General features: G+C 40.1%; 12 protein-coding genes. 4 read left to right on the plus strand and 8 right to left on the minus strand.

The window, feature by feature from the left end; translation table 11 throughout:
- Positions 1–10: 10 nt before the first annotated feature.
- Positions 11–1,294: a GTPase HflX gene (gene hflX, locus T515_RS11725; RefSeq protein WP_036611325.1), complete on the plus strand. Its 1,284-nt coding sequence runs from the start codon at positions 11–13 to the stop codon at positions 1,292–1,294.
- 3 nt (positions 1,295–1,297) lie between these two features.
- Positions 1,298–2,101, plus strand: coding sequence for a YlmH/Sll1252 family protein (locus T515_RS11730; protein ID WP_036611328.1), 804 nt, complete (start codon positions 1,298–1,300; stop codon positions 2,099–2,101).
- Between the two features lie 60 nt (positions 2,102–2,161).
- Here T515_RS11730 and T515_RS11735 read toward each other — a convergent pair whose 3' ends face one another.
- The 5 genes from T515_RS11735 to T515_RS11755 all read right to left on the minus strand — a co-directional run bounded on the left by T515_RS11735 (position 2,162) and on the right by T515_RS11755 (position 7,475).
- Positions 2,162–3,043: a transporter substrate-binding domain-containing protein gene (locus T515_RS11735; protein WP_036611330.1), complete on the minus strand. Its 882-nt coding sequence runs from the start codon at positions 3,041–3,043 to the stop codon at positions 2,162–2,164.
- A 235-nt stretch (positions 3,044–3,278) separates the two neighbouring features.
- On the minus strand, positions 3,279–4,622 hold the full coding sequence (gene tig / locus T515_RS11740; protein WP_051671684.1) for a trigger factor: 1,344 nt from the start codon (positions 4,620–4,622) through the stop codon (positions 3,279–3,281).
- 45 nt (positions 4,623–4,667) lie between these two features.
- Positions 4,668–6,059 carry an aminopeptidase gene (locus T515_RS11745; protein WP_036611332.1) on the minus strand — a complete coding sequence of 464 codons (1,392 nt, stop codon included), beginning with the start codon at positions 6,057–6,059 and terminating at the stop codon, positions 4,668–4,670.
- A 150-nt stretch (positions 6,060–6,209) separates the two neighbouring features.
- Complete coding sequence (lepB, locus tag T515_RS11750) at positions 6,210–7,088, minus strand: signal peptidase I (RefSeq protein ID WP_242839372.1); 879 nt, start codon at positions 7,086–7,088, stop codon at positions 6,210–6,212.
- A gap of 66 nt (positions 7,089–7,154) precedes the next feature.
- Positions 7,155–7,475 carry a DUF3783 domain-containing protein gene (locus T515_RS11755; protein ID WP_036611334.1) on the minus strand — a complete coding sequence of 107 codons (321 nt, stop codon included), beginning with the start codon at positions 7,473–7,475 and terminating at the stop codon, positions 7,155–7,157.
- Between the two features lie 320 nt (positions 7,476–7,795).
- Here T515_RS11755 and T515_RS11760 point away from each other — a divergent pair, with 320 nt between their 5' ends.
- Both T515_RS11760 and thrH read left to right on the plus strand, forming a co-directional pair.
- On the plus strand, positions 7,796–8,743 hold the full coding sequence (locus T515_RS11760; RefSeq protein ID WP_051671685.1) for an alpha/beta fold hydrolase: 948 nt from the start codon (positions 7,796–7,798) through the stop codon (positions 8,741–8,743).
- Between the two features lie 141 nt (positions 8,744–8,884).
- Entirely contained in the window at positions 8,885–9,490 is a 606-nt protein-coding gene (thrH, locus tag T515_RS11765; protein WP_036611337.1) for a bifunctional phosphoserine phosphatase/homoserine phosphotransferase ThrH, read from the plus strand.
- 201 nt (positions 9,491–9,691) lie between these two features.
- Here the strand turns inward: thrH and T515_RS11770 are convergent, their stop codons facing one another.
- From T515_RS11770 to pckA, 3 genes are all read right to left on the minus strand, one after another.
- Complete coding sequence (locus T515_RS11770) at positions 9,692–10,159, minus strand: low molecular weight protein-tyrosine-phosphatase (protein ID WP_036611340.1); 468 nt, start codon at positions 10,157–10,159, stop codon at positions 9,692–9,694.
- Between the two features lie 63 nt (positions 10,160–10,222).
- Positions 10,223–10,600 (minus strand): winged helix-turn-helix transcriptional regulator, encoded by a 378-nt coding sequence (locus tag T515_RS11775; RefSeq protein WP_081832806.1) that lies wholly within the window; start codon positions 10,598–10,600, stop codon positions 10,223–10,225.
- A gap of 321 nt (positions 10,601–10,921) precedes the next feature.
- The gene (gene pckA / locus T515_RS11780) at positions 10,922–12,535 is read right to left on the minus strand and encodes a phosphoenolpyruvate carboxykinase (ATP) (RefSeq protein WP_036611342.1); all 1,614 of its coding nucleotides are present in this window, start codon (positions 12,533–12,535) and stop codon (positions 10,922–10,924) included.
- Between the last annotated feature and the right edge of the window lie 268 nt (positions 12,536–12,803).

The raw sequence follows: 12,803 nt of genomic DNA on the forward strand, positions 1-12,803 counted from the left end.
CGGAGTTTATATGTTTGAAAACGAAATAAAAGATAAGAAACGAAGGGCTGTGCTTGTAGGTGCCTGCCTGAATAACGATCCTGATTTCCAGGTTTCCATGACTGAGCTTGAGGGTCTTGCGGAAGCTGAGAACCTGGAGGTAGTTGCTGATATAACTCAGAATCTCGATTCTCAGGATACAGCCTATTATATCGGCTCCGGAAAAGTCCGTGAGCTTAAGGCCATAGTCTTTGAAATGGAAGCAGACATCGTTATAGTCAACAATCAGTTATCCCCTTCCCAGCTTGCCAATCTTGCCCATGATCTGGAAACAGAAGTTATTGACCGTACAAATCTTATTCTTAACATCTTTGCCGACAGAGCAAGATCAAAAGAAGCAAAGATGCAGGTGGACTATGCCAAACTACAATATATGCTTCCAAGACTTGTAGGTCTTCGTCAAAATCTCAGCAGACAGGGCGGTACCGGAGGGTCCATGTCCAATAAGGGTTCCGGAGAAACACAGATAGAGCTCGACAGAAGACACATAGAGAAACAGATGTCTGAGCTCAGAAAGCAGCTTCGTGAGATTGCTAAGAACCGTGAAACCCAGCGAAAGAAGCGTCAGAACTCTTCCATTCCACAGGTGGCCCTTGTGGGCTATACCAATGCAGGCAAATCTACACTTCTCAATAAAATGCTGAACACCTATTGTCCTGATGAAGAAAAGGAAGTTATGGTCAAAGACATGCTGTTTGCCACATTGGATACAACAGTCAGAAAGATAACCCCTCCTGAACACCGTGCATTTCTTTTATCCGATACTGTCGGTTTCATCAATCATCTTCCTCATGATCTGGTTGATGCATTCCGTTCAACACTTGAAGAAGCTGTTAATGCTGATCTTATTCTGGATGTGATCGATTATTCAGACGAAAATTACCAGATGCATATGGATGTTACTGCAAAGACATTAAAGGATCTGAATGCCGGTCACATTCCCGTGTTATATGTAATGAATAAATCCGACCGAAAGTATCCTGTTTCCGGACTGCCTGTAATAAGGGGTGATAAGATCTATATCTCTGCAGAAAAAGGTATAGGCCTTGATGCATTGCTTGAAAAAATAGATGAAAAACTGTTTTCAGGTTTTCTTACCATGGAACTAATTATTCCTTACACAAAAGGCTCGATCGAACATGATCTTCAGGAAAGAGCACGAATCATTTCTGTAAAATATGAGGATGACGGAATTCATATAACAGCCGATCTCAATCAGGAAATGATCAAAAGATATAAGGAGTTCATTCAGTAAATTATGGATCACGATAATCTTTTAGAAGGACGAATAAATGACCTTTCCGAGAGAGCATACAGCAATGACTATTTGACCTATACACATTTTTTGTCAGAAGGTGATTTAGCGGTTTTTCATTCTATGCTGATAAACAGTGGAATTTCTCGGCATTCAAATGTTTATAACGGAAGCAGGTATATAATTTACGGAGGACACCCTGACTCTGACAGAAATATTATCTGCTTTCTTCCGGGCTATATTACAGAAGAGGACTTCCTTAGCTCTGAGCCCCTGACAGGTGATATTATAAAGTGTCTGCATATTGTACCCTTGAACCAAAAATTTGCAGATACTCTTTCTCATCGTGATTTCCTGGGGGCACTTATGAATATGGGTATCGAAAGGGATCAGATAGGTGATATCCTTGTCAAGGAATCAGATGCCTTTGTTTTTGTTCTTTCTGAGATAGCCGGGATTATAGCCCGGGAACTGTCAAAAGTCAGACATACCTCCGTAAAATGTGATATCGTCTCTCCTTCTCTATGTACTATAGAACCAAAGTTTACTGAGATTTCCGGTTCTGTGGCATCGGAACGTCTTGATGCGATAGTATCTATGGTATTTCACATTTCCCGTGGAAAGGCTCAGGATTTAATCAGAGCTGAAAGTGTTTTTGTTAATGGCAGAACTGTTACTAGTGTAAGCTCCGGTTTAAATCCTAATGATAAGATTTCTGTCAGGGGATACGGCAAATTCATTTTTGACGGAATGGGTAACGTTACAAAAAAAGGCAGGATCTATGCCAATGTTAAAGTATATTCATGAGTCCTACTATTATGTAAATAAAAAACGCAGCAGCCAAAACTGCTACGTTTTTTTATGTATTTATTTCAAAGTAAATACGTTTGATCCAAACCACTCGTTGGAAATCTTTTCAACTGTACCGTCAGCAACCATCTCCATGAGAACGTCCTTAACCGCTGATGCAAGTGCATCATCGCCTTTCTTGAATCCGATTCCGTATTCCTCAGCTGCAAGGGTATCATCAAGAATCTTCATATTCTTTCCAGATGACTTGATCTGATATCCTGCAACTATGCTGTCCATGCAAACCGCATCGCAGGCTCCTGACTCAAGATCCATAAGTGCCGTATTATAATCAGCCACTTCTGTGAGTGAACCGAAGGATGCAAGAAGGTCTGCATTGTCATTGATAGCATTTAATCCGGAGCTGTCCTTCTGAACCTCTACTGCCTTACCGTTCAGATCTTCCTTTGTTGCGATATCTGAATCTCCGTTTACAACAAATACCTGATTGTTGGCCATATAAGGTCCAACCCATGTGTAGGCATCTTCACGTCCCTGCATGGTAAAACCATTCCAGATACAGTCGATGTTTCCTGATTCAAGCTCCATATCCTTTGCATCCCAGTTAATAGGCTGCGGAACAAACTCAAGTCCTAAACGCTTGGCTGCTTCCTCTGCAAGGGCAAGATCAAAACCTGTATACTCTCCGTTGTCTCCTACAAAACCCATAGGAGGAAACTCCTGATCAAAACCAACTGTAAACTTACCTGTTGCAGTATCTACGGCTGTTGATGACTGTTCTGCTGCAGAAGTCTCTTCCTTTGATTCTGCCGCTGTTGTTTCAGCCTTTGTCTCTGCTGTCTTTGTTGTTTCAGCAGGTGCCGAGTTACCTGATCCACATGCGGCAAGTGAACTCATAACCATTAATCCGGCAGCCATTAATACTAATCTCTTTTTCATAATCCTTCCTCCTGATATACGGGCGTCATTACATTTATAATAACGAGACCCGTTATTCTTTCCAGCTATTTATCTTTTATAATTCAACACTCTACCATGCTAAAGCGTTGATGTCAACAAAAAAGTCGCTTTACAGAAATTCCGATATCCGTATATCCGTAAAACGACTTTATTCACTGTCTGTAAATTTTCAACCACAGGTGTTATAAGTCAGCAGCCCGGTCTAAAAAATCTATTACTTAGCTGCACTCTCACTTTCAGAAGCTTCAGTAGCTGCCTCGGTGGATTCAGACTCAGGCTCATATACACTTTTAACACTCTTGGTCTTATATCCGCCTTCTCCGTCAAGGTCATTTACTTCCTTAGTCTCTTCCTCTGTCTCCTCTTCAGTCTCAGCCTCAGTTTCCTGAATCTCTGACTGCTCCTTTTCAACTACGTTCACATTATTCTGAATATACTCAAGAACCGCATCGTTTATAGCCTCTTCCTTAACGAGGTCACCTCCAAACTGTTCTATGAGCTGCACCTTGTTGAGTTTTCTTCCGTAAAGACCGCTAAGTTTATCTGCAAGCTTATTGATAAGCTCATCTGTAGCGGATATTCCCTGCTCCTCTGCGATGGTAGCAACCACTATTCTCTGTTTTGCATAATCAGATGCAAAATCACCCATTTGCTCCTTAAACTCATCAACAGTCATGCCATACATTTTAAGCATATCAGAAAGACCATAACCATATTTTGATGCATTGTCTATCTCAGATCTGATAACATACGCTTCTGCATAATCCTTCATCTCTGTTGTGATGCCGATTTCTGCTTTATCTACAATCTGCTGAAGAGCCTCTGACTGAACGTTACTATTGAATGCATAATCTGCCTGAGCCTGGAGCAGTGCTCTCTGCTCCTCTCTGAATTCGGCAACTGTCTTGGCCTCTGTTTCAAGATCCTCACCGTGAGAAGCAAGCCATTCATCAGTAAGCTCAGCTGTTCTTGATACCTTATTTACAGTCACCTCAAATACAGCAGGCTTTCCGTTAAGCTTCTCATTTCCATAGTTCTCCGGGAAAGTAACATTAACAGTTACCTTATCCCCTTTCTTCGAACCGATAAGCTGATCTTCGAAGCCATCAATGAACTGACCTGAACCAAGAGTCAGCTCATAGTTCTTGCTTGATCCTCCCTGGAACTCTTCTCCATCAACTTTTCCGACAAAATCTATAGTCACTGTATCACCGGACTTTGCTGCTTCATCAACTTCATCCTTGTATGTTGACATGAGGCTGTTGATCTGTGCATCGATCATAGAATCATCTACTACAGTTTTAGGTGCAACCTCAACAGTTAAATCCTTGAGATTTCCCATCTTGACATATCCCATATCCTTAAGCTTAGGCATGTCAGGCACAACAATATTTTCAAGCTCAGCTATGGCAGGATCCTCTGCAGCAACTTCACTTGATGTAGCTGCTGCGGCAGCAGTTGTCTCTGCAGTATCCTTTGTCTTTCCTGTTCCGCATGCAGCAAGAGAAGCTGCTGTCAGCACTGCAGCTGCTGCAAGAACCATTTTTTTCTTTCTCATAATTATCTCCTCATTATTATTTATATAATCTGCATTATTCAGCAATTACTTATTGAATGCTGCAAATGCTTTATAAGTATAGTAAACATCCAACTTTGAAGTGATTTCAAAGGGGGCATGCATGGAAAGTACAGGAACACCCAGATCTACAGTATCTACGTCCATATTTGCGATAAACATGGCTATTGTTCCGCCGCCGCCTGCATCTACCTTTCCGAGCTCTCCGATCTGCCACATCACATCATCGGATTCCATGTAACTTATTACTCTCTGCATAGTTTCGGCCGATGCGTCATTGGATCCTGATTTACCTCTTGAACCTGTATACTTGGTAAGTACCGGTCCTCTGTTAAGGTAAGAAGCATTGTTAGACTCATATACATCAGGGAAAGTTGGATCAAAGGCAGCATTTACATCTGCAGAAAGACATAAGGAATTCCTGAGTACATCCCTTACTCTCTCACCCTCGGCCTCTACAAGATCCTCCATATAATGAAGGAGCATATCCCCGGCCATTCCGGTAACACCTACAGATCCGATTTCCTCCTTATCCACGAGAACTGTAACAGTTGTATACTCCGGTTCTTTACATTCAAGCTCTGCCATAAGAGCTGTATAAGCACATACCTTATCATCCTGTCCGTAGGCACCTACCAGAGAACGGTCAAGTCCCACATCGACAGCGTGCTGGGCAGGTACCATTGTGATCTCAGCTCTCAGGAAATCTTCTTCGATCATTCCGTACTTTTCATTCAGAATGGAAAGTACCTTAAGCTTAAATGCTTTCTTTACTTCCTTATCTGCGATAGGTGTAGATCCCAGGATAATGTTAAGCTCTTCGCCCTTTATTCCATCAGCAAGCTTTCTCTGGTTCTGCTGCTGTGAAAGATGAGGAAGCAGATCTGAAACTACAAAAACCGGATCTCCCTCATTTTCGCCGATGTTAAGGTCTACGGCTGTACCATCCTTAAGCATGACACGTCCATGCATGGCAAGTGGTGTGACACCCCACTGATACTTTTTGATTCCGCCATAGTAATGAGTCTTAAAATAAGCAATCTCATCCTTCTCATAAAGCGGATTCGGCTTTAAATCAAGACGTGGAGAGTCGATGTGTGCGATATTGAAGTGCACACCATCAATAAGCGGTCTCTTTCCGAATGTTGTGAGGATGATATTCTTTCCGCGATTGTTAAAATATACCTTATCACCTGTCTTATATTTCTTGCTTCTTTCAAACGGAACGTAGCCACGTTCTTCAGCCATTTCAATAGAATACTTTACAGCTTCTCTTTCGATTTTTGCATTATCAAGATACTTTTTATAACCTTCACAAAACTCAATGGCTTTTTCTATCTCTTCCGGTTTTTCCATACCGATGTTTTTGATCTTATAGCAAAGCTTTTCTTCAAGCTTCTGACCCTCAGTCTTTCCCATACTTTTTTCCTCTCTTTTGATGTCAAACTCATTCCGTGATCAGCTGTATTTCATACAGACCATATCTTATGGCATTCTAATCACTTTATGTGTATAAAATGTGAAAAAGGACCGGCAAATTGCCGCCCCTCTTTCACCAGGACACTAATGTCACTTTACCAATCCGATGTCGTTTAACGGCCAATACTTTACATATACCTTTGCCACCATTCTGTCTCTGGCAACCATATTGTAATTTCCCCAATAACGGGCGTCCATGGAATTGTTTCTGTTATCTCCCAATACATAGTAGTGACCTTCCGGTACAACCACATCTACTTCCGGAAACTGTTTACCATCGACTATCATAGGCTCTGACAGATAAACCTCTTCCTTTGCCACACCGTTTACATATACGGTTCCTACTGGAACCTCGGGGCTGGAACCATCAGGATTCTTTCCTATCTTTATATTATGAAATTCAGATGCGTCAGCTGTTCCCGTCTGTTTTATCTCTATATGATCCCCGGGCATTCCTATAACTCTTTTTACATAGTACACTACAGAGTTTTTACTATCATCCCTGCCACACAACGGACACGCATGCCGGTCATTTTCCCTGTACATCTGATTATCATTCTTACATGTATATCCATACTTAAATATGGCTATATCATCTCTCTGAACCTCGCCGAATGTATACTTTAATCGTGATCCGAAAACACGTGCCCCCGGCATGATGGTAGTCTCCATGGAACCGGTAGGAATTGTGGAATTGGCAATGATAAAATTATTAATGCAGAAAGCCAGTACTGCCGCAACAGCAAGTACCTTGATCCAGTCAATGATTTCCTCCAAAACCGGATTTTTTATTTTTCTATCCTGTTTTTTATTTCCATCATCCTTTTCACTATCAGCTTTTATATCGCCGCTCTCAGAAAATGACTCCATATTATCTTTTTTTACTTCATTACTGTTCTTATTCTCATCATTTTCAGATTCAACAGGTTTTCCATCTTTATCAACAAGCTCAAAAAAATTATCTGACATATTTCTCCTTCATCCCCGGATGGAGATTTTACACGGGTTAAAGTTTATCAAACCGGCTGAAATAATTCAATCAATCCCGGATTTTTCAATACTTTCATGCTCTTTTTTTATTTCTTCGTAAAGTTTTTGTAACGGCCACTCTCTGTTTGTTTCAGTTTCAACACATTTTAAGGCTATCCTTATCCCCTTTTGCCTAAGTCCTGACAAAAAATTATCAAGATCATTTCTTGACATACCACGCATTATCAGAATCTCTGCGTTATCCGGTAACGATGAGATCTCAGCTTCATCAATGCTGTCTATTTTTATTCTGTTTAAAAATGCTATGGACTTAACCTTTACAATCTTATCCCTATCATTCTTATTTATATACAGTATACTTTTCATGGTTTTACCTCTATATTATGGACAATCTGTGAAAATGTATTTGAATTTTAAATCATGTTTTCCCGTTTGTTAAGACTGATCATTAAAGCTATTATCAAATAATCATTTATTGAAAGCATTAGTCTTCAATGATAGAATCACTATATATACAGGCTATGATTTGTTGTTTCTTTTATAACCTATTGCCTGTGAAAGCTGTTCATTTATAACGATTATTCTTAGCAATTAAGATAGTATGTTTGTTTATCATTATAAGAAAGGAGCCGTATATTTCGGTTCAATTTTCATTCCCGGAGGGACTGAAAATTGAAAATTCTACTATGGAAAGACGCGAATGGTATTCTCCATCTGCAAATGGAGACGGAAAAATTTATAATTGCTTATACAGAAACGAAAAGCTTGAACAAAAAGCTGTTATGATTATCGTTCATGGTATGCAGAGCCATAGCGGACGTTATCTTGAATGGACTTCGGAACTGACATCTCTCGGGTACGCTGTTGCCATGCTGGACCTTCAGGGACATGGTAAATCTCAAAATCATTCCGGAAGTTTCGGTGAGAAAAACGGATGGAACTATATGCTTCACGATATAAGACGATTGATTCTTAAGGTCAGGAAGTGGTTTCCTGATCTCCCTGTTTTACTTTTCGGACATTCCATGGGGTCTTTCCTTGCCCGTTCATATGTAACAAAGTTTCCCGCAGATGTGGATGCCTTGATACTGAGCGGTACCGCCGGATTTAACTATTCCCTGTATTCAGCCTTTGGCGTTGTCACAGCAGATTTAAAGATAAGCGGACCTATGGCGCCTGCCACAAAATACGGAAAAATCATAACTGATTTATTCAACCGGGACATTGCAGATCCTGTTAATGATGCAGCCTGGTGCTGTTCAGTCCCTGAGATATGTGAACAGCATTTAAAAGATCCTTTGAAAACATTTTTCACCATAGGCTCATATTATGAGATGCTTAAGGGGCTTATTTCAATACGTGAAGATAAGTGGGCTGTCAAGGTTCCCATCATTCCCATCTATATTTTTGCCGGGGGTGCAGATCCTGTAGGCGAATACGGTAAGGGACCTGCCACCGTTTATGCCTGGCTTCATGGAACAGGACATGATGTAAGTTTACGTATATATCCGGGTAAACGCCATGAAATGATTTGGGAATCCAATAAACGGGAGGTCCGGGATAATCTTTACAACTGGATTGATTGCAAATTACCAAAGATAAATCGCCTGAAGCAGGCTTTATGTGAGTCATAATTATTTATTATTACATAATCTTATTAATTTAAAATAAGATATACATAGTCAGAATTTGATTATTATTTAGTATTGGTGAATGACATATCGATTATTTCACTACTATTTATGCCGTCTCAAAGGCGGCGGAATGGAGATATTATGTATATTACATGCTTGGATGTTGAAGGCGTACTGGTTCCTGAGATATGGATTGCTTTTTCAAAAGCCAGTGGAATACCTGAATTGAAAAAGACCACCAGAGATGAGCCGGATTATAATAAACTCATGAACTGGAGACTTGGTATCCTTAAGGAACATGGTCTCGGACTCAGAGAGATTCAGGATGTTATAGCCACTATAGATCCGCTGCCAGGTGCAAAGGAATTTCTTGATGAGCTCCGTTCATTTTCACAGGTGATTCTTATTTCAGATACTTTCGAGCAGTTTGCATCGCCTCTTATGAAAAAACTTGGCAATCCAACACTTTTCTGTAACACCCTGGAAGTTGCACCAAATGGAGAGATCACAGGCTTCAAGATGCGCTGCGAAAAATCGAAACTCACCACAGTAAAGGCTCTCCAGTCAATAGGTTATGATACTATTGCTTCCGGAGACAGCTACAATGACCTTGGTATGATTCAGGCCTCAAAGGCCGGTTTCCTTTTCCGCAGTACTGAAAAGATCAAGGCTGATTACCCTGACCTTCCTGCCTTTGAAGAATACAGTGATCTTCTTGCCGCAATTAAGGATGCCATGACTAAGTGACATTCACACAGATTTATTTATATCTTCGATATCTTATCAAAATAAAAGTCATCCCCTGTCTTTTTGTATGTTTCAGCTTTCACTGAAAACAAGCCGTAAAGACAGGCGGATGACTTTCTTTTTTTTAAACTATAAAAGCTGAATTATTTAAGCAGAGCACCCCACGTTCTGTGAGACATAACTCTTAACTCCGGTAGAAATCTATACCCGGTGGCTTATTATCCTGTCCAAAAGACCGTTACAGCCCTCCAGTATGCTCTTATAGACATTCTCAAATCTACGTGTATACCATGGATCCTCGATTATGGCATCAGGTGTACCTGCATACTCCATAAGATAATGAACCTTCCCCTGAGGATCTCCATCGAAGAGACGGTTCAGGTTATACATATTTTCTTCATCCATGGCAATGATAAGATCATAGTCTTCGTATTCAGACTTCTCTATCCTTCTGGCGCGATGATTACCTATAGGGATTTTATGAGATTCCAATGTCTTTCTCATAGGGAGATAAATCTGATTACCTATCTCTTCAAGTGAAGTAGCTGCAGAATCAATAAAGATTTCCACATTTGAAGGTCCTCTATTCTTGATTAAATACTTCATAATGTACTCTGCTGATACAGACCTGCATATATTGCCGTGACAGACAAATAAAATACGAATCATTTCCAAAAAATCCCTCTAAATCTACGGTTTCCCGACTTTTTTCATCCATCGCCATGTTGATATTTATTGAGCTTTCTTCAACTTTGCCATATGGTTTTCACCCCAGGCTGAAAATTCATCCAGTATGATAATTATGGACTGACCTGCCTGAGTAAGGGAATACTCAACCTTAGGTGGTATCTGAGGGTATTCCTTACGATTGATAAGACCTGCTCCCTCCAGCTCCTTTAAATTTCTGCTTAAAGTTTTATAAGAGATGTCATGAACATATCTCTGAAGCTCATTGAATCTCACTGTAGGATATACTGATAAAGTGTACAGTATAGGCATTTTGAATTTTCCCGATACCAGAGATAATGCATACTCAAATCCGGTTTCAGGATTGGCTAGTTTTTCTTTGATACTTGTTCTGGTTTTCTCTGCATCTTTTATATCGGCCATATTTCCCCTCCCCTTTAAACTGTTTATAAAGCTGTTTTTTCTTTATCTTTGAGATTCTATCCCCACTTTAAATGAACTTTATCAATATACTCTATACTCTCAGACTCTAAGAAAAATCCTATGCTTTACATTTTGACCATATAATATGCTCTTCACGTATGTTCTTTTCGCTATTGTATCATTTAATTTATAAATAATACAATAATTTTTTAGTAATAATTGCGTAATTTTCAATCTTTTTTTATAAATTTTCTATACACACAAAAAAAAGAGGTGAATGTAAATCATTCACCCCTCTCATAATATTTTTCAAAGAAACAATTAGAGCTGAGGACCTGCAGCAACAAGTGCCTTTCCGTCTTCATTTCCCTGATACTTTACGAAATTCTTCTGGAATCTTTCAGCAAGATCCTTTGCCTTCTCTTCCCACTCTGAAGCACTTGCATAAGTATCACGAGGATCAAGAATTCCTGTGTCAACACCAGGAAGCTCTGTAGGAACTTCAAAATCAAAATAAGGAATCTTCTTTGTAGGAGCCTTGAGAACATCTCCGTTAAGGATAGCATCGATGATTCCACGTGTATCCTTGATAGAAATTCTCTTTCCTGTTCCGTTCCATCCTGTATTTACAAGATAAGCCTTAGCACCTGACTTCTCCATCTTCTTAACGAGCTCCTGAGCGTACTTTGTAGGATGGAGCTCAAGGAATGCCTGTCCGAAGCAAGCTGAGAATGTAGGAGTAGGCTCTGTGATACCACGCTCTGTTCCTGCAAGCTTAGCTGTGAAACCTGAAAGGAAGTAGTACTGTGTCTGCTCCGGTGTAAGGATAGATACAGGAGGAAGTACTCCGAATGCATCTGCTGAAAGGAAGATAACATTATCAGCCTGAGGACCTGCAGATACAGGATTTACCTTCTTAACATTCTTCTCTATGAAATCGATAGGATATGAAACACGGGTATTCTCTGTAACGCTCTTATCTGCGAAATCAAGCTTTCCGTCTTCAGCAACTGTTACATTCTCAAGAAGAGCATTTCTCTTGATAGCATTGTAGATATCAGGCTCAGCCTCTGCATCAAGATTGATTACCTTTGCATAGCATCCACCCTCAAGGTTAAATACACCGTTGTCATCCCAGCCGTGCTCATCATCACCGATGAGAAGTCTCTTAGGATCTGTTGAAAGTGTTGTCTTACCTGTTCCTGAAAGACCGAAGAAAATTGCTGTATGCTCACCGTTCATATCTGTATTTGCTGAACAGTGCATGGAAGCCATTCCCTTAAGAGGAAGGAAGTAATTCATCATTGAGAACATACCCTTCTTCATCTCTCCGCCGTACCAGGTGTTAAGGATTACCTGCTCCTTGCTTGTAACATTGAAAGCTACACATGTCTCAGAGTTAAGTCCAAGCTCCTTATAGTTCTCAACCTTAGCCTTTGAAGCTGTGTATACGATGAAATCAGGCTCAAATGTTGCCTCTTCCTCAGCTGTAGGCTCAATGAACATGTTCTTAACAAAATGTGCCTGCCAAGCTACTTCCATGATGAAACGTACAGCCATACGTGTATCTTTATTGGCTCCACAGAAAGCATCAACTACAAAAAGTCTCTTACCGCTGAGTTCCTTCTTTGCAAGATCCTTGACAACTGCCCATGTTTCCTCTGTCATAGGATGGTTATCATTCTTATACTCATCTGTTGTCCACCATACAGTGTCCTTTGAGTTCTCATCCATAACGATATACTTATCTTTAGGAGAACGTCCTGTGTAGATACCTGTGAATACATCTACTGCGCCGAGCTCTGTATCATGTCCAACCTCAAATCCCTCAAGGCCAGCCTTTTTCTCTTCTTTGTAAAGATCTTCGTATGAAGGATTGTAAACAATTTCAGTTGTTCCGGTAATGCCATACTTTGTTAAATCAATCTTTGCCATTCTGCTTTTACCTCTTTCTCTTTGAATATCTGCCAGTTTTTATGGATTAAAGAGTTATCCTTTTCCCCTATAATCCACATTTCGGATAAACCTCTCGCAAGTTTACCCGGGTTTTATTATACACTATTAATAATCAAAGTCACTAAAATAATCTAATTTTTAACAAATTAAAACGAGATTTTTTAAACAAATATATGTTCTCTTTTACGATTTTATGCTATATTTGTTTTATTAATATGCTTAGTTTTTTTCGAGGACTCTGTTTATC

The organism is Oribacterium sp. P6A1 (assembly GCF_000702885.1).
GTDB lineage: Bacteria > Bacillota > Clostridia > Lachnospirales > Lachnospiraceae > Oribacterium.